Below are 25,847 nucleotides of genomic sequence, written 5' to 3'. Positions count from 1 at the left end.
GTTCAAAAAATGAAGAAGAAGTACGTTTAGTGCTTCTTCTTTTGTTCGTAACGAGTTCTTGGGATAGAAGGAGCGGGAAAAATGGAAGCAGAACAGGAGCATAAGCTACAGAAAAGGATTTTAAACTATTTGCAGATTATTGTAGGTTGTTTTATAACGGCTTTTTCCGTAAACTGCATTTTGGTGCCGAATAAGCTGTCTACCAGCGGAGTGACGGGATTGTCCCAGATGGCGGAGCGCTTTATCGGGATTCGCTACACCTATATTTATTACTTTTTCAGTATTACCATACTGATTCTGGCTTTCTGTTTCCTGAAACGAGAAGAGTTTATGAAGATTATCTTCGTTTCTTTTCTCTATCCTACCTTACTGGTTTTTACGGGTATGTTTGACTTTGTCTTTGTACAAGGGGAAATGTTTTTGGTGTGCATTTATTTCTCTTTGTTTTATGGCGTTGGCTCCGGATTGGTTCTTCGGGCGGGGGTGACCTTCGGCGGAACGGACACTGTTGCCAGAATATTGAACCGGAAGATTTTTAAAGGTGTTCCCTTAAGTAAAGTCATGCTTTTCCTGGACGGTTCCATTCTGATTTCTCTGGGCTTCGTTTTTGGAAAAGATATTGCCCTTTATGCTTTGGTCAACCATGTGATTTGTATTTATATTATGGACTATATGCTTTTCGGTTTCCGCCAAAAGCTTTATAAGGTTAACATTATTCCATTTATCAAAGATGATACCGAAGATATCACCAAGTATATTCTGGGGCTTGGTCGTGGCGTAACGCAAACAAGAGTTGTGGGAGCCTATACCAAGGAAGAAAAGATATTGCTTTCCTCCATTTGTTCCCCCAGACAGTCGGCCATGATTCGTAAGTATCTTGCGGAGCATTTTCCCAGAGCCTTTATGGAGGTGGCACCAATTGTGACTGTATACGGCATAGGAGAACGCTTTGTGCGAATTAAAGGAGAAGATTAAAAGATAATAATAAAAAAGGATTTTCTGAGCAATATAGGTCTGAATTGGGGCATGCTCTCGCTAGCCTCGCCTTGCGCAGTGAAGGACTGCACTCGCTATAAGAAGACGCTCTGATACAGTGTGGGACTATAATTAGGGCACGCTCCCGCTAACTTCGCCTTCGCAGCGGTACTAACTTCAAGCTTCGCTTTAGCTCGCTTTCAGTAAGTACCGGCGGGCTCAGATTGCCCTTATTATAGCTCCACACTGTATCATTCGCTTCAATTATTGACTTTACAGTCCTTCTTTTCGCCGGTCTTTCACAAGTATCAGGCTCAGACTACCCTATATTCAGACCTATATTGCAGAAAATCTCCTTACTATTTTGATTTTCACAGCGCCTTCTTGTGTTGAGTGTACTTTTGATGTTCTCTTAATACGAAGGCAAGCCAGGGGAAGAGTATATAACCGAAAACCATAGCAAAGATGGCATAGAAGTTCGGCTCTAAAAAGCCATCTTTTTTACTGCTGAATTGTGCCACCCAGTTGAACTGACTGAGCAGGAAGAGGGTCAGACAAATAGCCAGGATGGATAAGGGCACATCCAGGATAAAGCTTTTAATGGGCTTTTCAATGATTTCTCCCTTTTGTTTACCGTAGTAAAAGCAGAGTACAGCCAAAGGTACCAAAAGGAATTGTACGAATCGAGCAATAGAGCTGATAATCATAATGCCTTTCATGTCATAGTGGAAGGCCATAGGAATCATAATTGCCCATAAGATGCTGAATAAAAATGCGTCATAGGGGAAGCCTCCCGCAGTTCTCTTAGTGAAAACACGATTTACCTGCCCGTCCTTAGCCATCGCCTCCAAAAGTCTTGGAGTATGGAAGGAAGCGGCAATATTAATACCGAACATGGAAACAAAGGCACCTAAAACGATGGCGTTTTGTAATACGGGATTTTTAAAAATGTCGGCTAAAACTACAACATTGCTTGAGCTTAGCAGGGCTATAGGGTTAAGTCTCATGGATACAAAAATGATTCCCAAATAAATAGCGGCAATCATGAAAATGGATAAGGGCAATGCTTTTGGAAGATTTTTCTCCGGACTTTCCATATCGGAGGAACCACTGGCTACTCCCTCAAAGCCTGTAAAGGCGTAAAAGGCTGCTACGATGGCAGTGACAAAGGATTTACTGCTTAAAGCAGGAACGGTGTTGCTGCTGTTTCCGGGCACCAGCAGGGACAGGTCTGCAGTTTGTTTATGCTGTAATACGAAGAAAATTCCTGCCAGAATCGTCAGAGATAAGGCCAATACCTTTCCTAATGTAGATATGTTGGAAACAAATTCCAGCACCTTAAGTCCGAACAAATTAATGATAAATAGGACCAGCATCAAAAGAATAAAGCCTACTGTTACCAAAGCAAAGCTATTGGTGTCCATACCGAAAATCTGCAGGACGGTTTTTACTACGCCGGTGGCCATCACACCCCAGGCAATACTGGCGGAAACGAATCGGGTGATTCCGATATAAAGTCCGGCATTTTCGCCGAAGGCTGCTTCTACGTAAGCATAGGCTGCTCCGCTCTTCACCACATAGCGGGAGGCGGAAGCGAAGCTTAAGGCTAAAATTACGGCGAAGCCTGCGGCGCAGAGATAAGCAAGTGGCGCATAGGAGCCTACCTGTTTTACAACAGAACCGGGTGATAGAAAAATTCCGGTTCCAATAATGGAATTAATCGTTAATAATACGATGGACCAAAAGCCCAACTTTTGCGATTTACTCATTTGAACTCCTTTAATTAGAGAACCCGAAATATTTCGGGTCGACTTTTCCCGGGATTTGACAGATAAATTCTAAGCTTTTCCATTCAAATTGTGATATTCCTTACAGGCTTCCACCAGGGCAAGGAATATTTTTTGAATATCTTTGTACTTTGCCTGTAACATTTCCGGATGGAACTGGACTCCGATACCGAAGGGATAGTCCTTTAATTCTATTGCTTCAATAACATCATCCAAGGCTCTTCCGGAAACGCTTAAACTTGCAGGAACCTCCTTAATCGCCTGATGGTGAAAGCTGTTGATATGAAGCTCTTCCCTGCCTAGAATCTTAGCCAGTCGGCTGCCTGCTTCTATTTTCATACTATGGGTAGGAATAGAAGGGCCATGTCCCTGAGAATGCTTAAAGCTTTCTGTAGTCTTTAAGGAAAGATCCTGGTAAAGACTTCCCCCCTCTGCCACATTCATTAACTGATATCCGCGGCAGATTCCCAAAATGGGAAGTTTTTTCTCTTTCGCCAGACGATAGAGTAGAAAGTCAAATTCATCTCTTTCGGGACAGATTCCCTGTAGCTTTACATGGGGCTCCTCTCCGTAACGGTGGGGAGCAATATCCTGTCCCCCTGAAAAAATGATACCGTCAACAAGCTCTAAGCTAGCTCGCAGATTTTCCTCGCAATCCTCCATGGGAATCATAAGTGGTACTGCTCCTGCATCAATTACGGCAGAAACATAGTCCTTATTCACATAAATTCTTTCATAACCGGGGAATTCACCCCCCTGATCCACAAGCACACTGGTGGAAATACCGATTACTGGTTTTTTCATAATACATCCTTTCATACTATTTTATCGCTATGCTATTATGCCATAAATGTATTTTATGGGAAATTGGATTTTGGGAAAAATGAGACACTTTTATGGGGAAATATAGAAAAAAGAAGAAAAAAGACATAAAAAAGACAATTTATGGAAGTGCTTTTCTTTTTTCTTATAAGGAAATAGTGTATGATGAAGCTGTTTGGAAAAGGAGTAGAGAATGAAGATTATCGGAATAGTTCCCCCCTCTCGCCTTCGCGAGACGGAAAACCCCTATGAAGACAATGCTATTTTTCATGAGCTTTATACCAAAAGAGTGGAAGAAGCAGGCGGTATTCCTATCGGAATTATCGGCGTGGACGGTACAGTAAAGGAAGAGGCTTTAGCTCTTTGCGATGCTTTTTTACTTTGTGGAGGAAAACGTATTTTTCCCTATCACTTTCAAGTTATTGCCCATGCCTTGAAAACCGGAAAAAAGCTCTTGGGCGTTTGTCTTGGCATGCAGGCTATACACAGTTATTTTATTGCCAAGGAAGAGCAGAGGAATCGTCCCGGTAAGAGTATTTTGGAAGTCTATGAGGAAATGAAGAAGGAACGGTATTTCTTTGTGGAACCGGTGGAGGGGCACTGGAAATGCAATCCCAACCGGGGAGAAGAGCATTTGGTAAAGCAGGAGATTCGGATTATAGAGGATTCCGCTCTAAGAAAGCATTTTCCCGGGGATAGAATTCAAGGGGCCAGTATGCACCGTTATCGGATTACTAAGCCGGCAGAGGATATTCGAGCTGTGGCTTTTGCGGAGGATGGCGGAATTGAGGGCATTGAATACGGAGAGAAAATGCTGGGGATTCAGTTCCATCCGGAGATAGACCAAAGCTTCCCCGGGATTTTCCGATTTTTGACAAACTAAAGATGAGGTACAGGAGATGAAAAGCAAATCTATTGCAGGAAACTATCGTTTTTTATTGATTTTGATTTCAGCCATGGTATTGGGCTCTATAACAGGCTATGCGGCACCGGATTTTGCCCACGGCATTAAATTTTTGGGAGACTTGTTTATCCGCATGATGTTCTGTGTGGTGGTGCCTATGGTCTTTGCCTCTATTGCAGGGGCGGTTGCCAATATGAAGAGCCGGAAGAGAGCCGGAAAGATTATGGGGGTTACGGTGCTCAGCTTCGTGATTACCGGTGCCTTCGCAGCCATTGTCTTTTTTGTACTTTGCCAGATTTTTCCACCGGTTTTACAGTCTTGGAAGAGCCTTAGTGCAGAGGAGGTGGGAGAGCACGCCAGTCTTACGGAAATGGTGCTAAACTTTTTTACCGTGGAGGATTTTGTGGGACTTCTCTCCAGAAGAGCCATGCTTCCTTTAATCGTTTTTTCCGTACTTTTTGGTTTTTCCGTGAATTTAGCAGGAGAGTCCGGTAAGAAGGTAGCGGAGTTTTTGGATAGCCTGACAGCGGTCATGATGAAGTTTGTGCAAATCGTAACCTATTATGCGCCCATTGCCTTCTTTGCGATATTTGCAGATTTGGTTGCAAGCTATGGCCCTCAGATTACGGAGAGCTATGCAAGAGCACTGGTTTTATATTATCCGGTTTGCTTTATTTATATTTTCACGGCATTCCCTTTGATGGCTTATATCGGTGCAGGAATGGATGGAGTGAAAATGATGATGTCCCATATTTTAAAGCCGGCGATTGTGGCATTGGGAACCTGTTCTTCAGTGGCTACCATTCCTACCAATATGGAGGTGGCGGAGGAAAGTGGAATTTCCAAGGATGTGTCCGACATTGTGCTTCCTTTGGGAGCGACCATGCACATGGACGGTTCCTGCTTCTCCTGTGTACTAAAGATTTGCTTTGTAATGGGAGCTTTGGGAACTCCTGTGAGCTTTGCCCAGCTTCCGGTCATTGTACTGGTTGCGGTATTTTCTTCTGTGGGAATGAGCGGTGTGCCCGGCGGCGGATATATCGGAGAGTATATTATTGCCAGCATTTTCTTCCCTAATCAAATGGAGGTGGCCTTCCCTATTCTGGTTGCTATCGGCAATCTGGTGGATCCACCGGCAACCATGATTAACTCAGCAGGTGATTATGTGGTTTCCTTTATCGTTTCCCGTTTTGTAGATGGTAAGGACTGGATGAAGAATGCTTTAGCAAAGAAAGCTAAGGCATAGATAAAAACGCTTTAGCAAAGAAAGCTAAGGTATAGAGAAGAACGCCTTAGCAAAGAAAGCTAAGGCATAGAGAAAAACGCTTTAGCAAAGAAAGTTAAGAAATAGAGAAAAATGGTATTCGGCCTTTATAAAGGGAAGATCGAAAATGGAACGGAAGAATTCTTTGAACAATAAGAGAAGGTAAGGAAGATAAAATGGACTGTGCTTTTGGAAACGAAATTGGCTTAGAGGAAGAAGCGCTTTGCCTCCGAAAGGCGGAGCCTTCAGATTTGGATGCGGTAGCCGGGCTGGAAGCGGAATGTTTTCCCCGGGCTGAGGCGGCTACGAAGGAGCAATTTCAAGAACGCCTGAAAGCCTACGGCAACCATTTCCTTCTTCTTTTTTATGAAGGAAGGCTGATTTCCTTTATCAACGGTTTTGTCAGTAATCAAAAAGATTTGTTCGATGAAATGTATGAAAATGTCAGTCTCCATGATGAAGACGGAGACTGGCAGATGATTTTTGGGGTCAATACCCACCCTGAGTTTCAAAAAAGAGGCATTGCCACAAAGATGATGCAGGTCTTTTTGGAAGAGGCTAAGAAAGAGGGAAGAAAAGGTGCTGTTCTTACCTGTAAAGAAGAAAAAATTCCCTTCTACAGCCGCTGTGGCTTTGTCTTAGAAGGGAAGTCGGCTTCTGTTCACGGTGATGCGGAATGGTATCAGATGCGGCGGTGCTTCTAAAGATAAGGAATTGTGCAATACCACAATAATGCTTATATATTCTTAAGGTCACAATTCGATAATCTTTAGAAGCACCTTAGATCCATGCCCCGTCGAAAGGAATCACCTGGGCTGTAAGGTAGAGCGGAGCGTTGGAAAGAAGGTAGAGAAAGTCTGCGGCTTCTTCTACGGTAGCCATTCTGCCGTAGGGAATTTCCTCTTCTAAGCTTTGCTTTTCTTCAGCGCTAAGCCAGGAATTCATATCCGTGTCAACAGCGCCGAAAGCTACGGCATTAACGGAGATGTGAGAAGGGGCGAGCTCTTTTCCCAGAGCTTTCGCAAAGGTGGAGATTCCTCCTTTTGTCAAAGAATAGAGGCTTTCCATGGACGCCCCTACAGTTCCCCAGACAGAGGAACTGAAAAGAATTCTCCCTTCCTTCGCTTTTAAAAGATAGGGCAGGAGGTTTTGACAAAGAATAAAGGGCTGTAAAAGATTAGTTTCCAAAAGCGTCCTTGTCTCTTCTTCGCTATAGTCTTGTAACAATTTAATGGCATCCTTACCGCTGTTGGCGATAAGAATCAGCTTAGATAGGCTTTTTCCTTCAAAAATACGGGAAAGGCCTTCTTTTGTGCCCAAATCTTTACAAAGAAAAATTTCCGGACAGTTTTCCGGCAAGTCTGACTGAATTTCCTTTTTCAATTCTTCCAAAAGCGTCCAGTTTTTTTCGCAATTTAATAAGAGGCTGTAGCCTTCTCTTGCAAAACGCCTGGCCGCGGCTTTGCCGATTCCTCGGGATGCACCGGTAATAATAGCAATGTTCATAGCTTCTTTCTCCATTAAAACAAACTGCTTGTAGAAAAACGAGATGCCATAGGGGACATCTCGTTTAATAAAATCTATTTCCTAATGACAGTTCAGTGCCTTCCTGATAAAAGTAAAGCTCTTCAGCGCACAAATACCTTATTAGTTAAAGCCGTAGAACTTCTGGGTGAGCTTATAGGCTAAAATCGTGAGCTTGTTTCCAATTTTTCCCGGAAGGTTTACGCCTTGTCCAAGGAAGCCGGAACGCATCCTCCACCATAGGGGGAAGTGCTTCTCTCGAAGCTCTGCCCAAAGCTCTTTCTTTCTTTGCAGGTTCTCCTCTGTACCGGACTTAATGGCCAGAACAGAAGATACGGTGGTAATGATTTCCAAATACAAAATCATATATTTCCGAAGCTTTTTGGGTTGTACCTTAAGGACATCACAGCAATCAATCATCAGACGGTTTACCCTATACTGCTGGTCCAGACGGGAAATCATAACGGTTTCATTTACGGACTGATCCTCTCTACCGATGTAGTAGTGATAAAGATTTTGATTTAGGTAGTAAATCTTCTTAACATGGGGAAGAGGTTCGTAAACAAAAAGATTATCCACATAGAAGGTGTGCTTGGGGAGTTGCAAGCCGCAATCCTTTAGCATTTTGGTCCGGTAAATAACGGAATGCATTAAAATGTACTGTCCCAGGTGAAAGTTCTTCATTTCAGCCCAGCCAAAAACCTTATCTTCGGGGAAAGCATTGGCATAGGACATGACCTTTTTATTCTCCTGTCCCACCTTATCATAGATGAAGTTGGCTACCAGCATATCAATGGATTCTCCGGAAAGAGTTAAATTCCGGATTCTTTCCAAAACCTCTAAAAGCACCTTGGAATCTAACCAGTCATCGGAATCCACTACCTTAAAATAAAGTCCGCTGGCATTTCTAAGGCCTGTGTTCACCGCTTCACCGTGACCGCCGTTTTCCTGATGAACAGCCTTGCAAATGCCGGGATATTTCTCTTCGTATTCCTTGGCGATTTCCAGGGTATTGTCTTTTTTGGAACCATCGTCAACAATGATGATTTCTACTTCTTCCCCGCCGGGAAGAATGCTTTCAATGCAGTTCCGCATATAAGCGGCAGAATTATAACAGGGGATTGCAAAACTAATTAATTTCATAAACCTCACCATAGCGGAAAAGGAGAGGGAAGGATCATAGACAGATTGTACTATGCTTTCTTTAGCTCTCTTTTTCTCGTATCTTTCTCTTAAAATGATGTTTTTTTAATCTTGATTACTATAGCATAAAGAGAAGAAGAAACAAAGAAGAATCCATGGAGAAAGAAAAGGAAGGTTACTGTCAAGTAATCGTTGGCAACTCCTTCATACAGACTAATGAATGTCTTGCTTCGGGTTAGGCTCTGCCTCAAAGACACACTACGTTTCCTACTCGCTGCACTCACTTTTGCACTCAGGCTCCTGCGCAAACTCGCCCTTCGGGCTCAAACATGCGCCCGCCTTCGTTGCTAGAGTGCAGCTCGTTGCGGAAGCATCGCAACCGTCTTTTTCGTGCATAGCCTAAGCCCTCGCAAAGATTCTTTAATACCCCGCCATAGAAAGCAACTTCCTGCGATCCCCTCTTATTTCCGTATCAAGCCCCAACATGCGGCCTATGACCGGATACCGGTATCCTTTTCCAATCTTTTCTCTACCCATCCGTCATAAGCGATTGCCGCCTTCATTTCCGCCTTGGGATAGTTTCTTCTTGCACGATCTTTTCCCTGTAGATTCAGCCAAACGCCATCCGCTTCTTCAAATAATACAGGAACTTCCCGGCTCCCCCTTAAATCTTCCTTCTTCCCTGTTTCTACCAGTTCCTTCTCATCATGTACCAGCTTATCTCCAAGAGCATGAATCACATTCCAGACTGCAGCATGGCTAATAGATAGTCCTGTTGTTTGGCTCAGTTTTTCTGCACAGTTACGATAAGACATTTCTTTCCTCATGTAACTTGCCATCATATCTTTCCAAGATTTCTTGCTCAATCTTCTTGAAACATATGCCTTTTTCCTCTAACATAGAATTCACCATACAGCTCCTGACCTTAATATTTTTTGCCAACTATATAATAGGTTATTTCTGTATGATGAGGAAGAGGCTTCGGCCTCTTCCTATTTTTTTGCCAACTAAAATTTTACTCTAAGTCTCTTAACTGTAAATTCTCGCTACTTATGTTAGTGTTGATTTTTTATATTGTTAAACATACCTATTACATTGTTGACTTCTTCATTTTTATATTGATAAATTGCACAAAAAGTAATACTATAATTACAGGTAGAGCTATCATTGTTCATATAAAATGCTACCAATATTAAGTTGACAATAGTATCAAAATCTGCCAAATTCATTTAAGTCAATGGTCACATTTGAATAGGAGATAATCGTGAGCTCTTTATTTTATGCTAAAGTATCAAAGAGGTATCCTGCTTTTGAACTACAGCCATTTGACTTCTATCTCAATGAGTGTGATATAGTTGGGCTAATTGGCGCTAACGGTGCCGGAAAAACTACTTTTTTGAATTTGCTGGAAGGCAGGTGCCTTCCGTCATCCGGCGAGGTTTATTACAAAGGCAGGGTTATGAAGCCTATTTCATGGAAAAAAAATCCTGTTGTTTCATTCTATGATGGCATTTGTCCATTTTGCGAGAAGTTTAATCCCAAAGACATTTGCACAGTCATGGCTGATTGGTATCCTAAATGGAGTTCAGAGCAATATTTTGATTATCTGAATTTCCTAAACGTACAGATTATTGCTATAAAGCAAATGTCTCTTGGGACAAAAAATAAATTAATGTTGGCCACCATGCTGGCTCAAAACCCTGAAATATTGTTTTGTGATGAATTAACTACCGGACTGGATCCTGTTGCAAGAGAAAAAGTTTTGCATTTATTGAAAGAATATATTAATAAGACACATTCAGCCGTTATCTTCTCCACTCACATTATTAGCGACTTAGAAAAATTTGCTTCCAGAATCATCTTACTCGATAACGGTAAGGTTATTTTGAATACTGATATTTCTTGCATTTTGGAAGGAAATAAAATTTCTTTAGAAAATGTAGTATATGACCATCTAAGTAAATCCACTTTAGCGAAAGGAAATGATAATTTAATTTTGTAATTATCAAATGAATAATATATGAAAGGGTTGCTTTATAAAGATTTTAAGTCCATTTTGAAGTTAATATCCCCTGTATATTTAATGTCTCTTATTCCAATTATTGTCTATGTTGGAAAAGATATGTTTCTGTTTATGTTCTCCATAATTATTGGGATCTTATTCGGAATGCAAGTATCAATAACTATTTCCGTAGATGAAAAAACAAAACTTGTTAATTATTATCGTATACTACCACTTTCCTATCATGTCATTGCTATGGAGAAATATATTTTCACGCTCATCATTTCTCTCCTTACAGGTATCATAATCTTCCTTGTTACTTTCAGTTATTCTGGACAGCTTAGCCTTTTGTATCCATTCATTGGTTTCTACGTTGCGCTAATTTATAACATGATAGTAATTCCCGCATCATTTTATTTTGGTGTAGAAAAAGGAAGATATATCCTCATAGGATTTACCATTCTTCCTATTATCATTACAAAATTTAATAATGTTTTATTAAAACTATATTCTATTCTTCAGACCAACTTGATTGCATTAGCAGTGATTTTACATTTGATTATTTTTGTCATCTCATACGTAATTTCAGTAAAAAGCATTGAAAAATATCGCATATAATTTCGATTTATAAAACATCAGACAGGCATAGTTCTTGCCGCCTCGGTTGGTTTTATGTGGTAACTTAATTTTACCGACGGCAATAGACTATGTCTGATAACATTGTACAGCTCAATGAGGATATTATAAAGAGCAAGTCAAGGATCTGGTACGCGGTAGATGCAAAAATGGGGATAATCGAAGAAATATTTAAAAAGAGACATGGATCAATATTATAGAAGAAAAAATGCTGTGAAAAGTGAAGAAAAACAAAGAAAAGGCTTGTTTTTTCAATTCTTTCGTGTTAGTGTGTAACAGTATTTGTAACGTAGGAAGGGGCAAGCACTGGCTTGTCCCTTTTGCTTGAATGGAGCGTTGGCATGGAAATTGAGAGAACAAAGGCGTATTTGGAAGAAATTCTTCCGGGAATGGGCTATGTATTGGATAGTGTCACCTTTACAAAAGAGGCGGGAACCTACTATCTAAGGGCATTCATTTTTAGAAAAGATGAGCAGGACATGACAGTAAATGACTGTGCCATGGTTTCCAGACGGCTGTCCAAGTGGTTGGATAAGGAAGACTTTATCGAAGAAGAATATATTTTGGAAGTATGTTCTTTAGGCTTTAAGGATAATCCGGGGGGAGAGGAGCTTTCCGAAGTGGAAGAAGAACTGCTTTCCGAGGGAGAGGAAGCTACTGAAGAGTAAATTGTAAAGCACAAACAGGTGAAAGTATAGTACAGGCGAAATAAAAGGCAGTAAGGATAGAAAACGCCTGATGATAAAAATAAAGAGGAGTAAAAACGATGAACGAGGAATTACGCTTAGCGCTAGACATGTTAGAGAAGGAAAAGAAAATTTCCAAGCAGGCTTTAATTGAGGCTATCGAGCTTTCATTACAAACCGCTTGCAAGAATCACTTCGGTTCCGCAGACAATGTGCACGTAAGCATGAATCCGGACACTGCAGTGTTTTCCGTATTGGCAGATAAGACAGTTGTTGAGAAGGTGGGAGACAAGTCCACAGAAATCAGCTTGGAAGAAGCCCATGAAATGGATCCTTCCTATACCTTGGGAGATGTGGTGCAGGTACCCATTGATTCCAAGTCCTTCAGCAGAATTGCAGCGCAGAATGCCAAGGGCGTGATTGTGCAGAAGATTCGCGAGGAAGAGAGAAAGAACCTCTTTGAAGAATATTATGCTATGAGCAAAAAGATTTTCACAGCCCTTGTGGAAAAGAATACCGGAAGAGCTCTGATTATGAATTTGGGCAAGGTAGATGGTTACCTTGCGGAAGCGGAGCAGATTCCGGGAGAGAATTTGACTCCCGGACAAAGAGCCAAGGTCTATGTGGTGGAAGTGAAGGACAGCCCCAAGGGACCAAAGCTAATGCTTTCCCGTACCCACCCGGAGTTGGTTCGTAAGCTGTTCTTTGAGGAGGTTTCCGAGCTTAGAGAAGGCATTGTGGAAATTAAGTCCATTGCCAGAGAGGCAGGTTCCCGTACCAAGATGGCAGTCATTTCCAATGAAGAGGATGTGGATGCAGTGGGTGCCTGCGTAGGTCTTAACGGAAACCGTGTAAATACCATCGTGGAAGAGCTTCGGGGAGAGAAGATTGATATTATCAACTATGATGAGAACCCGGCATACCTGATTGAGAATTCCTTATCTCCTGCCAAGGTCATTGCAGTTATTGCGGATCCGGACAATAAGGAAGCTTTGGTCATCGTACCGGACAACCAGTTGTCTCTGGCCATCGGTAAGGAAGGACAGAACGCAAGACTTGCGGCAAAGCTGACCAATTATAAAATTGATATAAAGTCCGAGTCTCAGGCTCAGGAACAGGGAATCTTCGATGAAATGGGAATTGATTACCATGGAGAAAGCCTGGAGGAAGAGGATTTAGGCTATGATGAGGACTATGAGGATGCTTCCTATGAAGAAGAGGAAGCGGAAGCTTACGAGGAAGAATAAATAAAAGAGAGACTTGGTTTTCGAAAAAAGGATTGGTCTTTTTCGAAAAGCATTTTCATAGAACCGATAGAACCATAGGGATGTTTTCCGGGAGGGAAAATGAAGGTAGAGCCACAACGAAGCTGCATAGGCTGCGGAGAAAAAAAGGACAAAAAGGACTTGCTTCGGATTGTCCGTTCTCCGGAGGGGGAATATGCCGTGGATTTGCAAGGAAGAAAAAATGGAAGAGGCGCTTATCTTTGCAAGAATCTTTCTTGCCTGGAGAAGGCTGAGAAGAAAAAGGCTTTTTTCCGTTCCTTCAAGGAAGCAATCCCCAAGGAAGACCTGGATAGACTGAGGGAGGAAATCAAAGAAATTGCAAAATAAGATATTGGGACTCTTGGGTTTGTCCATGAAGGCCGGAAAGGTCAAGGCGGGAGAGTTTTCCGTAGAAAAGTCCATTAAAGCCCATAAGGCCAAATTGGTGCTGGTGGCTGCCGATGCTTCGGAAAATACGGAAAAAAAATTCCGACAAAGTTGTTTTTATTATCAGATTCCCATATTTTCCTTCGGAACGAAGGAGGAGCTGGGGAGAGGGATTGGAAAGGAAATGCGTTCTTCTCTGTGCATAGAGGATGAAGGCTTTGCGAAACGGATGATTGAGATTTTAGATGGAGGGAATGCGGATGTTAGAAGATAATAAGAAAGAAAATATTGAACAAAAAAGTGAGGAAGCTCCCGTTAAAAAGAAAAAGTTAGCGGTGGTTTTCCATTCCCAAAACTCGGTGAACCATAAAAATCATCCTCTGGGAAGAACACAGTTTTCCGATAAGGCAAAGGCCAAGGTAAAGAAGGAAGCAGGGAAAGAGGAGGGAGGAAAGAAATCTCCCAATGGAAGACCCCTGCCTCCCGGAACTGCAAGGGTTACTCCTTTGAAGGCTTTGAATGCTATCCAGAAAAAGCAGGAGGAAGAGGAGAAGAAGCTGGCAGAGGAGAGAATCCTTTTAGAAAAGCAGGAAGCGGAAAGAAAAGCTAGGGAAGAAGCGGCAAAGGCCAAGGAAGAAGCGGAAAAGAAGGCTTTGGCGGAAAAGGAGAGTCAGGAAAAGGCAAAGAGACCTACCATCTCCGGAATCAAACCGACTATTTCCGGAATTGCGGCTAAGCTGAACCCTGCTAAGCCCCAGAGTAAAGAGCCTGTCGGAGAGCGTAAGAGCAGCAGCTTCGGCGCCGGAAAGCCTGCAGAGAAGCGGTTTGCACCGGGAGGAAGAAGTGACAGCAGAGGAGAGGGAAGAAAGGATGGAGATTCCACCGGAAGACCCCGTTTCGGTGCGGCTGCGAAGAAGCCTGCTCCAAGCCTTGCTCCGGAGATTGTGGAAAAGCAAAGCAGAACCAAGCATGACGCCACAAAGCCTCAGAAGAAGGTTTACGGAAACAAGAGCTTTGAAAATGAAAAGGCCAACATTTCCCAGAAGAATCGTGCTGCCAGAAAGCAGAATAAGTACGGCGCTACCCAGTCCTACGAGAGAGATGAGCAGGTAAAGGTAAAGAAGACCGGAAAGGGTGCATTTATTAAGCCGGAAGTGGTGAAGGTTGCGGAAGAAACCATTAAGTCCATTACCTTACCGGAGGTAATTACCATTAAGGAATTGGCGGATAAGATGAAGCAGAAGTCTGCGGACCTTATCAAGAAGCTTTTCTTAAAGGGACAGATGGTTACCCTGAATACGGAATTAACGTATGAAGAGGCGGAAAATATTGCGGTTGAGTACGACATCCTTTGTGAAATGGAAGAGAAGGTAGATGTTATCGCTGAGCTGGTACAGGATTCCGAAGTGGATGAAGAGAAGGATTTACAGCCCCGTCCTCCTGTAGTAGCGGTTATGGGACACGTTGACCACGGTAAAACCTCTATTCTGGATGCGATTCGAAATACCAATGTGACCAGTAAGGAGCATGGCGGAATTACCCAGTCTATCGGTGCTTATCAGGTAACGGTAAAGGTTAACGACGAAGACAGAGTTATAACCTTCTTGGATACTCCCGGACATGAAGCCTTCACTGCTATGCGTATGCGTGGAGCCCAGTCCACCGATATTGCTATCCTGGTTGTTGCTGCAGATGACGGCATTAAGCCCCAGACCATTGAGGCGATTAACCATGCCAAGGCGGCCAATACAGAGATTATTGTAGCCATCAATAAGATTGATAAGCCTGCGGCAAATATTGACAAGGTAAAGCAGGAATTAATGGCCTATGATCTGGTGGCGGAGGATTACGGCGGAACCACCATTTGCTGTCCTGTTTCCGCAAAGACTGGAGAAGGACTGGAAAGTCTTTTGGAAAATATTGCTTTACAGGCGGATGTGCTGGAATTAAAGGCGAATCCAAACCGTAAGGCCTACGGTGTTGTTATCGAGGCGGAGCTGGATAAGGGAAGAGGTTCCGTAGCCCGTCTTTTGGTACAAAAGGGTACTCTCCATATCGGAGATGTGGTGGCTGTAGGATCTGCCTTCGGTAAGGTTCGTGCCATGATTGACGACAAAGGAAAGAGAATCAAGAAGGCAACACCTTCCATGCCGGTTGAGATTTTGGGATTAAACTCCGTGCCTAATGCAGGAGAAATTTTCCAGGTGAAGGACAACGAGAAGGAAGCCAAGGCTTATGCGGATACCTTTGTTAGCGAAGGAAAGCAGAAGATGGTGGAGGATTCCCGTAAAAAGGTTAGCTTAGATGCCCTCTTTGACCAGATTAAGGCAGGAGAGCTGAAGGATCTTCCGATTGTCATCAAGGCGGATGTACAGGGATCTGTGGAAGCGGTTCGTGATTCCTTGCAGAAGATTGAAAATGCGGAAGTTCAGGTGAAGGTGATTCATGCCGGCGTTGGTGCCATCAATGAGTCCGATATTAACCTGGCCATTGCTTCCAATGCTATCGTTATCGGATTTGACGTTAAGCCGGATCCAACCGCAAGAGATATTGCCGAGCGGGAAAATGTAGACGTAAGACTTTACAATGTCATCTATAAGGCTATTGAAGATATTGAGCTTGCCATGAAGGGTATGCTGGCTCCTGTTTATGAGGAAAAGGTTATCGGTCATGCGGAGGTTCGTATGATCTTTAAGTCCTCCGGAGTTGGTATCATTGCCGGTTCCTTCGTTCTGGACGGAAAGGTACAAAGAGGTGCCAAGGTTCGTCTGACCAGAGGCGGAGAGCAGTTATATGACGGAACCATTGCTTCCGTAAGACATTTTAAGGATGACGTAAAGGAAGTGGGAACCAAGCAGGAATGCGGTATTGTATTAGAAGACTTTACCGATATTCAGGAATTGGATCAGTTGGAAGTTTACGTTATGGAAGAAGTGAAACAGAGATAAGAGGGAGGGGAGCCGAAGGCTCCCCTGTTCCTACTTTTTTAGGAAAGTATAAAGAGGTAAAAGGTGAAAAAACTGAGCTTTAAGAACCAAAGAAGAAATGAAGATGTGAGAAGATGTCTTTCTCTTTTGATTCGGGAAGAGGTAAAGGATAGCAGGGTTTCGCCCTTCTGTGACGTTACCGGTGTGGATCTCACCCCGGATTTACAGTATTGTAAGGTTTTTGTTTCCTGCCTTGGCAGTGAAGAGGAGTTGGGGAAAACTATTCAGGGCTTAAAGGCTGCCGGGGGATTTTTACGAAGAGAGCTGGCAAGAAGCTTAAACCTTAGACATACCCCGGAGCTGCAATTTATCGCGGATCATTCCGTGGAATACGGCTCCAGAATGGACGCTTTAATTAATCAGGTCAGCAAGGAAGACAGGGAAAGAGTAGTCGGGGAAGTGGTAAATCAGGATAACGTTTATAGAGAGGAGGAAGAATGAGAGACAAGCTGGAGGAATTATTAGCTTCTTCCCAACGGATTTGCCTTTTAGGACATACCAGACCTGATGGGGACTGTCTGGGTTCTACTTTGGGATGGAAAAATTACTTGAACAATCGCTATCCGGAAAAAGAAGTACAGGTGTATCTGATGGAGGCCCATGAGAAATTTTCTTATCTTCCCGGCTTTTCCACCATTCGCCATGATGTACCGAAGGAAAGCTATGACCTGGCCCTGATTTGTGATTGCGGAGCCTATGAAAGATTGGGAGAGTTCGGTTCCTTGGCAAAGTCTGCAAAAAACTGTTATGTTGTGGACCATCATGTAACCAGCAATGGGGAGGATTTTCCTTTTCATACGATTCTTCCCGATGCCTCCAGTACCTGCGAGGTGAGCTTTGACCTGATGGATGAAACGTTTTTCGATGAGGCTGTAGCGACCTGCATTTATACCGGCTTGATTCATGATACCGGGGTTTTTAAGTATAACTGTACTTCTCAGCATACCATGGAGATTGCAGGAAAATGTATGGCAAAGGGAATTCCTTTTTCCTATATCATTGATGACAGCTTCTATATGAAGTCGGTGGATCAGCAGAAAATGACGGGGAAGGTCTTGCAGGATGCCAGGCTTTACTGTGAGGACAGAATCCTGGCTTCGTTCCTAAGTCTAAAGGATATGCGTTCCTTTAATCTGGAGCAAAAAGACCTGGATATGGTGGTCAGCGTGCTTCGGGAAACCAGAGATGTGGATGGGGTGATTTTCCTCTACGAGGTGGGAAATCAGGTGTACAAGGCCAGCCTTCGTTCCAACAACAATGCCTTTGATGTGTCCCAAGTTGCCGCCTTTTTTTCCGGCGGTGGACATAAGATGGCAGCAGGCTGTAGCCTGAAGGGAAGTCCGGAGCAGATTTTGGAGAAGCTTTTCGGGGAAATGAGAAAGCAGCTGGATGCGGAGGATTTCCAAAGCAATAAAAGATGTAGAGAGTAAGCATGGATGGAATTATTAATGTAAATAAAGAAAAGGGGATGACCAGCTTTGATGTTCTTCGGGCTCTTAGAAGGATTCTAAGGGAGAAAAAGATGGGGCATACCGGCACCCTGGACCCCATGGCGGAAGGTGTGCTTTTGGTCTGTGTGGGCAAGGCTACCAAATATGTGGATGCTTTGATGGCGAAGGAAAAGGTCTATCAGGCGGAATTGACCTTAGGAATGGAAACGGATACGGAGGACAGTACCGGAAAGATACTTTTTGAAGAAGAGGTTTCCATCTCGAGGGAGGAGATTGAAAGGGTTCTTCCTCGTTTTCTGGGGAAGCAGGAGCAGATTCCTCCTATGTACAGTGCCAAAAAACTGGAAGGAAAAAAGCTTTATGAGCTGGCAAGGGAAGGGAAAACGGTAGAACGAAAGCCAAGCCAAATTGAGATTTTTGGGTTGGAAATTCTTTCCTATGAATGCCCCAGGCTCCGTTTTCGAATTCATTGCTCCAAGGGAACCTATATTCGCACCCTTTGCAAGGATATCGGAGAAGCCTTAGGAACAAAGGCTTGTATGTCTGCACTTTTACGAGAGAAAGTGGGAGAGTTTTCTTTGCAGGATAGCTTCAGACTTTCGGAAATTGAAAAGCTGGAAGGAGAGGGAAAAAGAGATACTTACTTACTGCCTCCGCTATATAGTCAAAAGGACAGCATTTTAACCTTCGGGAAGTTTGACGGCCTTCATCTTGGGCATCAAAAGATTTTTGAGGATGTATTTCTAGAGGGAAGGTTAGAGAATCTGGTACCCTCCGTTTTGTCCTTTACCATGCATCCCTCTGCTCTATTTTCAGGAGAGAGGCAAGACCTTCTTTGCACGGAGGATGAGCATTATACCCGTCTGCAAAATGCGGGATTTTCCCAGATTTTTCTCTTTCCCCTAACCTTGGAAACCGCCAAGATGCCTCCGGAGAAATTCTTGGAGGAAATTCTGGTAAAAGCCTTAAAGGTAAAGCACCTTGTGGTGGGGACGGATTGCAGTTTCGGCTATAAGGGAAAAGGGGATGTGGCTCTGCTTCAAGAAAAGGCTAAGGATTTCGGCTATAAGCTGACCGTGGTGGAAAAGGCTTTAACCAAGGATTCCGCCGGGAATACCGTGGAAATTTCCAGTACCTATATTCGGAAATGCTTGGAGGAGGGGGCTGTAGAAGAGGCGGCAAGGCTCTTGGGACGGTACTATACCCTGTCCGGCACCGTGGTGCACGGAAAGAAAATCGGACGAAGCATCAATTTCCCTACGGCCAACATTCTCCCGAAGGAAGGAAAGCTTTGCCCCATGGAAGGGGTGTATCATACTCGCGTTCTTTTGGGGAAGGACTATTATGAGGGGATGACCAGCATAGGGAAGAATCCCAGTGTGGCGGAGAACAACCCTCTGACCATAGAGACGCATATTTTGGGCTTTCAGGGAGATATCTACGGAGAGAAGCTTAGGTTAGAGTTTATCAGCTTTATTCGGGAGCAAAGACATTTTAAGGATATCGAAGAGTTGAAGAGTCAGCTGGAGAAGGATTTGGCCTTTGTGAAGGAAGAGAGCAAAAAACAGGAATCATAAAATCGTCTTTGTCCGGCCTTGTGAAGCTTAGGGTTTTCATCAAACAAAGGGCGAAAATCCTTGACGAAAGCCGAAAATTCGCGTATTATAATCTGGCATTTATGGACTGATTTTGGAGAAGAAGAAAAGTTATCATAAAATGCACAAAACTTCGCGTTAGGCATAGGAAGGCGATTTCCTAACGCCTTCCTCAGTCTAACGTGTGTTAACGCAAGAAATTGCCAAAAAAAGGAGAATCAAATGATTACAAGAGAGAAAAAAGCAGAGTTGGTAGCAAAGTACGGAAGAAAGCCCGGAGATACCGGATCTCCTGAAGTACAGGTAGCGATTCTTACAGAGAGAATCGTTGAGCTTACCGAGCATTTAAAGAGCAATCCTAAGGATCACCACAGCAGAAGAGGACTTCTGATGATGGTAGGTCAGAGAAGAGGCCTTTTGGACTACTTAAAGAAGACCGACTTAGAGGGTTACAGAAGCTTAATCGAGAAGTTAGGCATCAGAAAGTAAGAAGAATCAGGGTGGAAAAGCATGGCTTTTCTACCCTTTTTTACTGTTCATTTTCTCATTTTCCTGTATAATAGGAATCTATGACAAAAGCTATCCGGAAGGTAGTCCGAGATCACTGAAGAGGCGGTGAACCTCACAGTTTCTTCAGTGGCTTTGGATCTTCCGGATTAAACAAAGGAGGATTTATGTATAAGAGTTATTCAATGGAACTTGCCGGAAGAACCCTGACGGTGGATGTGGATAGGGTTTGCGCGCAAAGTAACGGTGCCGCATTGATGCACTATGGAGATACTACGGTGTTGTCCACCTGTACCGCTTCCGCAAAGCCGAGAGACGGTATTGATTTCTTCCCCCTTTCCGTAGAATACGAAGAGAAGATGTATTCTGTAGGAAAGTTTCCGGGAGGATTTAAGAAGAGAGAGGGAAGAGCCAGTGACAATGCGATTTTAACTGCAAGAGTTATTGACCGTCCTATGCGTCCTCTCTTCCCTAAGGACTATAGAAATGACGTTTTATTAAACAACCTGGTATTATCCGTGGATCAGGATGCTTCTCCGGAACTACTGGCTATGCTTGGCTCTTCCCTGTCCACCTGTCTTTCCGATGTTCCCTTTGACGGTCCCTGTGCAACCACCCAGATCGGAATGGTCGGGGGAGAATTTGTGGTAAATCCCGGAAACGGAGAGAAGGCGGTTTCCGACCTTTTATTGACTGTAGCTTCCACAAAAGAGAAGGTTATCATGATCGAAGCCGGAGCTAACGAGCTTCCAGAGGACAAGATGATTGAGGCAATTTATCTTGCCCATGATGTAAACCAGCAGATTATCGGTTTCTTTGAGAGCATTATCGAAGAATGCGGAAAAGAAAAGCACAGCTATGTTTCCAGCGCCATTCCTGAAGAATTATTTGCGAAGATGAAGGAAGTGGTAAAACCGGAGGAGATGGAGAAGGCTGTATTTACCGATGATAAGGCGGAAAGAGATGCCAATGTTTCCCTTCTTAGTGAAAGACTGGTAGAAGCTTTCCAGGATGATGAGGAAGCTTTGGCCATCTTACCGGATGCCATTTATCAGTATGAGAAGAAGACCGTTCGTAAGATGATTTTAAAGGATCATAAGAGACCGGACGGAAGAGCCATCGATGAGATTCGTAAGTTAGAGGCTGAGGTAGATCTTCTCCCCAGAGTACATGGTTCTGCCATGTTTAAGAGAGGACAGACCCAGATTATGAATATTACTACCCTGGCACCTCTTTCCGAGGTTCAGAAGGTAGAAGGGCTAAATGAATTTGAAACGGAAAAGCGTTATCTGCACCAGTATAATTTCCCCGGCTATTCCGTAGGAGAGGCTAAGGCTTCCAGAGGTCCCGGAAGAAGAGAAATCGGACACGGTGCTTTGGCAGAGAAGGCTTTGATTCCTGTACTGCCTTCCGTGGAAGAATTCCCCTATGCGATTCGTTCCGTTTCCGAGACTATGGAGTCCAACGGTTCTACTTCCATGGCTTCCACCTGTGCTTCCTGCATGTCCTTAATGGCTGCCGGCGTTCCCATTAAGAAGCCTGTTGCCGGAATTTCCTGCGGTCTTGTAACCGGAGACAGCGATGATGAGTATTTGGTACTTACTGACATTCAGGGCTTGGAAGACTTCTTCGGGGATATGGACTTTAAGGTAACCGGAACAGAGGAGGGAATCACTGCTATCCAGATGGATATTAAGATTCACGGCCTGACTCGTCCTATCGTGGAAGAGGCTATTCGCAGAGCAAGAGAAGCAAGACTCTTTATTATGAACGGTGTTATGAAAGAAGCGATTGCAGAGCCTAGAGCGGAGCTTTCTCCCTATGCACCGAAGATTTTGACCATGTCTATCAATCCGGAGAAGATTGGAGATGTTATCGGAAAGCAGGGTAAGACCATTAACGGTATCATCGAAGAAACCGGCGTGAAGATCGATATTGATGATAACGGAACTGTTTCCATTTCCGGAACAAACCTGCCTGATTTGGAAAGAGCGAAGAAAATTATTGAGTCTATTGTAAACGATATTGAGCCGGGACAGATTTTTGAAGGAACCGTAGTCAGAATGATGGATTTTGGTGCCTTTGTACAGTTAAGCCCCAACAAGGACGGCATGATTCACATTTCCAAGCTATCTGACCAGAGAGTGAATAAGGTAGAGGATGTGGTTCATATCGGCGATAAAGTTCGTGTAAAGGTTCTGGAAGTGGATAAGATGGGAAGAATCAACCTTTCTATGCGCCCACAGGATTTGGTAGAAAAGCAGGAAGCGTAAGCACAGCTTAAGGGGGAAAAATATGAAGATTAGAACGAGATATGCACCTTCCCCTACCGGAAGGATGCATGTGGGGAATTTGCGAACCGGCATGTACGCCTATCTGATTGCCAAGCATGAGGGAGGTGACTTCCTCCTCCGTATCGAGGATACCGACCAGGAAAGAGAAGTGGAAGGAGCGGTGGATATTATCCGCAGAACCCTGGAAGCCACCGGACTTTTCTGGGACGAGGGTCCGGACAATCCCGGAGACTGCGGCCCCTACGTGCAGTCGGAACGGGTAAAGACCGGCGTTTACATGGACTATGCCAAAAAGCTGGTGGATAAGGGAGAGGCTTACTACTGCTTCTGCGACGAAGATCGTTTAAAGAGCCTGCAAACCGAGGTAAACGGAGAGACCCTTTTTCATTATGACAAGCACTGCCTTTCTCTTTCCAAGGAAGAGGTGGAAGAGAAGTTAAAGCAGGGCCTGCCCTTTGTTATTCGTCAGAATAATCCGACAGAAGGAAGCACCACCTTCCATGATGAACTTTACGGGGATGTTACCGTGGAGAACAGCGAACTGGATGACATGGTGCTGATTAAGTCCGACGGCTATCCTACCTATAACTTTGCCAATGTTATAGATGACCATTTGATGGGGATTACCCATGTGGTTCGTGGAAACGAATATCTCTCCTCCAGCCCTAAGTACCAAAGACTCTATGATGCCTTCGGTTGGGAGTCTCCGAAGCTGATTCATTGTCCTTTGATTACGGATGAGAATCATAAGAAGTTATCCAAGAGATCCGGACACTCCTCCTTTGAGGATCTGATTGATCAGGGCTTTGTGGCTGAGGCAGTGGTAAACTTTGTGGCTCTTTTAGGCTGGAGCCCTGAGGAAAATGAAGAGATTCTTTCCTTGGAGGATTTGGTTCGTTTATTTGATTACCATAGAATTTCCAAGAGCCCTGCTGTTTTCGATATGGGCAAGCTTCGTTGGATGAACGGAGAGTACATCAAGAAAATGGACTTCGACAAGTTCTATGAGAGAGCTCTCCCCTTCCTGAAAGAAGCTGTAGGTGAGGGATTGGATCATAAGAAGATTGCAGAGATGGTAAAGAGCAGAATCGAAATCTTCCCGGACATTCCCGAGCAGGTTTCCTTCTTTAAGGAAGTACCGGAATATGAGCTTTCTCTTTATGAAAACAAAAAGGCAAAGTGTAATTTAGAGAATTCTTTGAGTCTTCTGGAAGAGGTTCTTCCTTTATTACAGGAGGAAAATGACTACAGTAACGATCATTTGTATGAGAAATTACAGGCCTTCGGTCAGGAAAAGGGCTATAAGACAGGCTTTATGATGTGGCCCATCCGCATTGCCCTTTCCGGAAAGCAAATGACTCCTGCAGGAGCTACCGAGATTCTTTCCGTACTGGGTAAGGAAGAGTCCTTAAAGAGAATTGAAAAAGCAATAGAGAGATTAAAAGAAAAGAGGTAATGGCATTGGATAAGCAGGAATTTTTAGAGAGATACAGACATTCTCTTGCACATATTTTAGCAAAAGCCATGGTAGAGCTGTATGGTCCTGAGGTACAGTATGCGATTGGACCCCAGATTGAAGATGGCTGTTATTATGACTTTGCTCTGCCCAAGTCCTTGTCCGAGGAGGATTTTAAGACTATTGAGGACAAGATGAGAGAAATTATCAAAAGAAGAGAGAACTGGACCAGAGAGGAGCTGTCCCGTGAGGCGGCCTTGGCTCTCTTTGATAAGCAAAAGTTCAAAAAGGAGCTGATTCAGGATCTTCCTGCCGATGAAGTCATCAGTATTTATCGTACCGGTGATGATTTCGTGGATCTTTGCCGGGGACCTCATGTGGAGAATTCTCAGGAACTCATGAATGTGGCCTTCCAGATTAAATCCATTTCCGGAGCTTACTGGCGTGGAGATGAGCACAGAGATCAGTTACAGCGTGTTTATCTTTTTGCCTTCCCGGATAAGAATGCCTTAAAGGAGCATTTGAAGTGGTTACAGGAAGCCCAGGAGAGAGACCATAAGAAGCTGGGTAGCCAGCTTGACCTCTTCATGTTTGATGAGACTGCTCCCGGAATGCCATATTGGCTTCCCAGAGGTTGGAAGATGTATCAGGCGCTTTTAGCCTATTCCAGAAGTGTGCAGGCAAAGCACGGTTACACGGAGATTTCCGCACCCCTTATCAACAATAAGAAATTATGGTTGATTTCCGGACACTGGGCACATTACATTAACAATATGTTTATGGTTCCCGGTATTTCCGGCTGGTTAAAGGCCGATGCTGACCTTTCCGGCGTACTGGAGCATCCTACCGATGCCAGCCTTGGAGAGAAGATTGTAAAGATTCAGGCAGGCTCTGTAATTTATAATCGTGAGAATATTGATACCATGGCGGCAAAGCCCATGAACTGCCCTAACGCCATGATTACCTACAAGAGAAGAAATCGTTCCTATAAGGAGCTTCCAATTCGTTATTCCGAGTATGATGTACTCCATAGAAAGGAAAAATCCGGACAAATGAACGGACTTTTCCGTGTACAGGAGTTCCGTCAGGATGATGACCATACCTTCGTAATGGAATCCCAGATTGAGGCGGAAATTGCGGACATCATCTCCATTGCGGATGAAGTATACAAGACCTTCGGTGTTACTTATCGTGCAGAGCTCTCCACAAGACCTGATGATTTCATGGGAGATATCGAGGTTTGGGATAGAGCGGAGGCTGCTTTAAAGAAGATTCTCACCGACAAGTACGGAGAGGGCGGTTTTGAAATCAATGAAGGAGACGGTGCCTTCTACGGACCAAAGATTGACTTACAAATTAAGGATGCTTTGGGAAGAGAGTGGCAGTGTGGAACTATCCAGCTGGACTTCCAGCTTCCTCACAACTTTGGCTTAACTTACCAGACTGCTGAAGGAAGCACCGCTATGCCGGTGGTAATCCATAGAGCAATTTACGGATCCTTGGAGCGCTTTATCGGTATTATTATCGAGAACTTTAAGGGAAGCTTCCCCTTCTGGTTAAGCCCCGAGCAGGTAGGCATCGTACCGATTCGAGAAGAGCATAACGACTACGGAAAAGAAGTTTATGACGCTCTGACGGAAATCGGAATTCGAGCTGAAGCTGACTACAGTGACAAGAACATGAAGGAGAAGATTAAGGGCTATAAGAACTATAAGAATCCTTATATTCTTGTGCTGGGAGACAGAGAAAAAGAAGAAAGAACCGTATCTATCAATATGCGCGGTTCCAATAAGCAGATCAATAACGTTCCATTGGATGCCTTCCTTAAGGCCTGTGAAAAGATGCAGAAGGAACACAGCTTAGAGCTGATGGATGAGTTTTAATGAACTTGTTCTAAATACAATAGAAAAATAGAGACAGAGATAGAAGAATGATTTATCGCTTTTTGCAGTATAGCTTGGAACAGGGGCACGCTCTCGCTAACTTCGCCTCGTAGCGGTTCTAAGCTTTTATAAGACAAAAGCTAAGAACCGACGGGCTCAGATTGCCCCTTATTCTCAAGCTATACTGCGAAAAAGCTCAGATAATTCTTTTTGCTTCTGTCTCTTTTTAGCTGAAACAAAGTATAAATTTCTAATTATCTTTTTATATTTTCTTAAATG

At 43.7% G+C, this 25,847-nt stretch carries 22 protein-coding genes and 1 pseudogene; 18 read left to right on the top strand and 5 right to left on the bottom strand.

Annotated features, from left to right (window positions below; genetic code table 11):
* Positions 1-81: 81 nt before the first annotated feature.
* On the top strand, positions 82-975 hold the full coding sequence (locus RYL27_RS01595) for a YitT family protein (RefSeq protein ID WP_314964769.1): 894 nt from the start codon (positions 82-84) through the stop codon (positions 973-975).
* A 371-nt stretch (positions 976-1,346) separates the two neighbouring features.
* Here the strand turns inward: RYL27_RS01595 and RYL27_RS01590 are convergent, their stop codons facing one another.
* Both RYL27_RS01590 and RYL27_RS01585 read right to left on the bottom strand, forming a co-directional pair.
* Positions 1,347-2,744 (bottom strand): APC family permease, encoded by a 1,398-nt coding sequence (locus tag RYL27_RS01590; protein WP_314964767.1) that lies wholly within the window; start codon positions 2,742-2,744, stop codon positions 1,347-1,349.
* 69 nt (positions 2,745-2,813) lie between these two features.
* On the bottom strand, positions 2,814-3,566 hold the full coding sequence (locus tag RYL27_RS01585; protein WP_314964765.1) for a gamma-glutamyl-gamma-aminobutyrate hydrolase family protein: 753 nt from the start codon (positions 3,564-3,566) through the stop codon (positions 2,814-2,816).
* Between the two features lie 211 nt (positions 3,567-3,777).
* Between RYL27_RS01585 and RYL27_RS01580 the strand changes: the two genes are divergently transcribed.
* The 3 genes from RYL27_RS01580 (at position 3,778) to RYL27_RS01570 (ending at position 6,456) form a co-directional block, all read left to right on the top strand.
* Positions 3,778-4,467, top strand: a complete 690-nt coding sequence (locus RYL27_RS01580; protein ID WP_183681687.1) for a gamma-glutamyl-gamma-aminobutyrate hydrolase family protein — start codon at positions 3,778-3,780, stop codon at positions 4,465-4,467.
* A 16-nt stretch (positions 4,468-4,483) separates the two neighbouring features.
* On the top strand, positions 4,484-5,734 hold the full coding sequence (locus RYL27_RS01575) for a dicarboxylate/amino acid:cation symporter (RefSeq protein WP_314964763.1): 1,251 nt from the start codon (positions 4,484-4,486) through the stop codon (positions 5,732-5,734).
* Positions 5,735-5,928: 194 nt separating this feature from the next.
* Positions 5,929-6,456, top strand: coding sequence for a GNAT family N-acetyltransferase (locus tag RYL27_RS01570; RefSeq protein ID WP_314964761.1), 528 nt, complete (start codon positions 5,929-5,931; stop codon positions 6,454-6,456).
* 76 nt (positions 6,457-6,532) lie between these two features.
* Here the strand turns inward: RYL27_RS01570 and RYL27_RS01565 are convergent, their stop codons facing one another.
* From RYL27_RS01565 to RYL27_RS01555, 3 genes and pseudogenes are all read right to left on the bottom strand, one after another.
* Complete coding sequence (locus RYL27_RS01565; RefSeq protein ID WP_314964759.1) at positions 6,533-7,258, bottom strand: SDR family NAD(P)-dependent oxidoreductase; 726 nt, start codon at positions 7,256-7,258, stop codon at positions 6,533-6,535.
* Between the two features lie 141 nt (positions 7,259-7,399).
* Entirely contained in the window at positions 7,400-8,419 is a 1,020-nt protein-coding gene (locus RYL27_RS01560; RefSeq protein WP_314345757.1) for a glycosyltransferase family 2 protein, read from the bottom strand.
* Positions 8,420-8,952: 533 nt separating this feature from the next.
* A pseudogene (locus tag RYL27_RS01555) lies at positions 8,953-9,237 on the bottom strand (UPF0236 family transposase-like protein); the annotation flags it as partial.
* Positions 9,238-9,683: 446 nt separating this feature from the next.
* On the opposite strand from RYL27_RS01555, the gene RYL27_RS01550 reads away from it, so the two are divergent.
* The 14 genes from RYL27_RS01550 (at position 9,684) to RYL27_RS01490 (ending at position 25,568) form a co-directional block, all read left to right on the top strand.
* Positions 9,684-10,421 (top strand): ATP-binding cassette domain-containing protein, encoded by a 738-nt coding sequence (locus tag RYL27_RS01550; RefSeq protein ID WP_314964756.1) that lies wholly within the window; start codon positions 9,684-9,686, stop codon positions 10,419-10,421.
* An 18-nt stretch (positions 10,422-10,439) separates the two neighbouring features.
* The gene (locus tag RYL27_RS11515; RefSeq protein WP_442945742.1) at positions 10,440-11,039 is read left to right on the top strand and encodes an ABC-2 transporter permease; all 600 of its coding nucleotides are present in this window, start codon (positions 10,440-10,442) and stop codon (positions 11,037-11,039) included.
* A gap of 359 nt (positions 11,040-11,398) precedes the next feature.
* Positions 11,399-11,725 carry a ribosome maturation factor RimP gene (gene rimP / locus RYL27_RS01545; RefSeq protein ID WP_314964755.1) on the top strand — a complete coding sequence of 109 codons (327 nt, stop codon included), beginning with the start codon at positions 11,399-11,401 and terminating at the stop codon, positions 11,723-11,725.
* 98 nt (positions 11,726-11,823) lie between these two features.
* Positions 11,824-12,990: a transcription termination factor NusA gene (gene nusA, locus RYL27_RS01540; RefSeq protein ID WP_314964753.1), complete on the top strand. Its 1,167-nt coding sequence runs from the start codon at positions 11,824-11,826 to the stop codon at positions 12,988-12,990.
* A gap of 99 nt (positions 12,991-13,089) precedes the next feature.
* Complete coding sequence (gene rnpM / locus RYL27_RS01535) at positions 13,090-13,356, top strand: RNase P modulator RnpM (protein ID WP_007155791.1); 267 nt, start codon at positions 13,090-13,092, stop codon at positions 13,354-13,356.
* Entirely contained in the window at positions 13,346-13,669 is a 324-nt protein-coding gene (locus RYL27_RS01530) for a L7Ae/L30e/S12e/Gadd45 family ribosomal protein (protein WP_314328833.1), read from the top strand. The genes rnpM and RYL27_RS01530 overlap by 11 nt, the downstream gene beginning before the upstream one ends.
* Positions 13,656-16,343 (top strand): translation initiation factor IF-2, encoded by a 2,688-nt coding sequence (gene infB / locus RYL27_RS01525; RefSeq protein ID WP_314964752.1) that lies wholly within the window; start codon positions 13,656-13,658, stop codon positions 16,341-16,343. Before RYL27_RS01530 ends, infB begins: the two co-directional genes overlap by 14 nt.
* 63 nt (positions 16,344-16,406) lie before the next feature.
* Positions 16,407-16,823 (top strand): 30S ribosome-binding factor RbfA, encoded by a 417-nt coding sequence (gene rbfA, locus RYL27_RS01520; RefSeq protein WP_314964750.1) that lies wholly within the window; start codon positions 16,407-16,409, stop codon positions 16,821-16,823.
* Positions 16,820-17,812, top strand: a complete 993-nt coding sequence (locus tag RYL27_RS01515; protein ID WP_314964748.1) for a DHH family phosphoesterase — start codon at positions 16,820-16,822, stop codon at positions 17,810-17,812. Before rbfA ends, RYL27_RS01515 begins: the two co-directional genes overlap by 4 nt.
* Before the next feature lie 2 nt (positions 17,813-17,814).
* Complete coding sequence (gene truB, locus RYL27_RS01510; protein ID WP_314964746.1) at positions 17,815-19,410, top strand: tRNA pseudouridine(55) synthase TruB; 1,596 nt, start codon at positions 17,815-17,817, stop codon at positions 19,408-19,410.
* 240 nt (positions 19,411-19,650) lie between these two features.
* Positions 19,651-19,917, top strand: a complete 267-nt coding sequence (gene rpsO, locus RYL27_RS01505; protein ID WP_007155797.1) for a 30S ribosomal protein S15 — start codon at positions 19,651-19,653, stop codon at positions 19,915-19,917.
* Between the two features lie 185 nt (positions 19,918-20,102).
* Entirely contained in the window at positions 20,103-22,208 is a 2,106-nt protein-coding gene (locus tag RYL27_RS01500) for a polyribonucleotide nucleotidyltransferase (RefSeq protein WP_314964744.1), read from the top strand.
* Positions 22,209-22,230: 22 nt separating this feature from the next.
* Entirely contained in the window at positions 22,231-23,685 is a 1,455-nt protein-coding gene (gene gltX / locus RYL27_RS01495) for a glutamate--tRNA ligase (protein ID WP_314964742.1), read from the top strand.
* Positions 23,685-25,568 carry an aminoacyl--tRNA ligase-related protein gene (locus RYL27_RS01490; protein ID WP_331648419.1) on the top strand — a complete coding sequence of 628 codons (1,884 nt, stop codon included), beginning with the start codon at positions 23,685-23,687 and terminating at the stop codon, positions 25,566-25,568. The genes gltX and RYL27_RS01490 overlap by 1 nt, the downstream gene beginning before the upstream one ends.
* Positions 25,569-25,847 lie beyond the last annotated feature (279 nt).

The organism is Oribacterium sinus (assembly GCF_963537195.1).
Taxonomy (GTDB): domain Bacteria; phylum Bacillota; class Clostridia; order Lachnospirales; family Lachnospiraceae; genus Oribacterium; species Oribacterium sinus_A.
The sequence above is the reverse complement of the archived record's forward strand: the minus strand, read 5'-3'. Positions and strand labels throughout refer to the sequence as shown.

Excerpts from the sequence above, each read along its gene's own strand:
- RYL27_RS01595 (WP_314964769.1), top strand. The coding sequence starts at position 82 with ATGGAAGCAGAACAGGAGCATAAGCTACAGAAAAGGATTTTAAACTAT.
- RYL27_RS01590 (WP_314964767.1), bottom strand. The coding sequence starts at position 2,744 with ATGAGTAAATCGCAAAAGTTGGGCTTTTGGTCCATCGTATTATTAACG.
- RYL27_RS01585 (WP_314964765.1), bottom strand. The coding sequence starts at position 3,566 with ATGAAAAAACCAGTAATCGGTATTTCCACCAGTGTGCTTGTGGATCAG.
- RYL27_RS01580 (WP_183681687.1), top strand. The coding sequence starts at position 3,778 with ATGAAGATTATCGGAATAGTTCCCCCCTCTCGCCTTCGCGAGACGGAA.
- RYL27_RS01575 (WP_314964763.1), top strand. The coding sequence starts at position 4,484 with ATGAAAAGCAAATCTATTGCAGGAAACTATCGTTTTTTATTGATTTTG.
- RYL27_RS01570 (WP_314964761.1), top strand. The coding sequence starts at position 5,929 with ATGGACTGTGCTTTTGGAAACGAAATTGGCTTAGAGGAAGAAGCGCTT.
- RYL27_RS01565 (WP_314964759.1), bottom strand. The coding sequence starts at position 7,258 with ATGAACATTGCTATTATTACCGGTGCATCCCGAGGAATCGGCAAAGCC.
- RYL27_RS01560 (WP_314345757.1), bottom strand. The coding sequence starts at position 8,419 with ATGAAATTAATTAGTTTTGCAATCCCCTGTTATAATTCTGCCGCTTAT.
- RYL27_RS11515 (WP_442945742.1), top strand. The coding sequence starts at position 10,440 with ATGAAAGGGTTGCTTTATAAAGATTTTAAGTCCATTTTGAAGTTAATA.
- rimP (WP_314964755.1), top strand. The coding sequence starts at position 11,399 with ATGGAAATTGAGAGAACAAAGGCGTATTTGGAAGAAATTCTTCCGGGA.
- nusA (WP_314964753.1), top strand. The coding sequence starts at position 11,824 with ATGAACGAGGAATTACGCTTAGCGCTAGACATGTTAGAGAAGGAAAAG.
- rnpM (WP_007155791.1), top strand. The coding sequence starts at position 13,090 with ATGAAGGTAGAGCCACAACGAAGCTGCATAGGCTGCGGAGAAAAAAAG.
- infB (WP_314964752.1), top strand. The coding sequence starts at position 13,656 with ATGTTAGAAGATAATAAGAAAGAAAATATTGAACAAAAAAGTGAGGAA.
- RYL27_RS01515 (WP_314964748.1), top strand. The coding sequence starts at position 16,820 with ATGAGAGACAAGCTGGAGGAATTATTAGCTTCTTCCCAACGGATTTGC.
- truB (WP_314964746.1), top strand. The coding sequence starts at position 17,815 with ATGGATGGAATTATTAATGTAAATAAAGAAAAGGGGATGACCAGCTTT.
- rpsO (WP_007155797.1), top strand. The coding sequence starts at position 19,651 with ATGATTACAAGAGAGAAAAAAGCAGAGTTGGTAGCAAAGTACGGAAGA.
- RYL27_RS01500 (WP_314964744.1), top strand. The coding sequence starts at position 20,103 with ATGTATAAGAGTTATTCAATGGAACTTGCCGGAAGAACCCTGACGGTG.
- gltX (WP_314964742.1), top strand. The coding sequence starts at position 22,231 with ATGAAGATTAGAACGAGATATGCACCTTCCCCTACCGGAAGGATGCAT.
- RYL27_RS01490 (WP_331648419.1), top strand. The coding sequence starts at position 23,685 with ATGGCATTGGATAAGCAGGAATTTTTAGAGAGATACAGACATTCTCTT.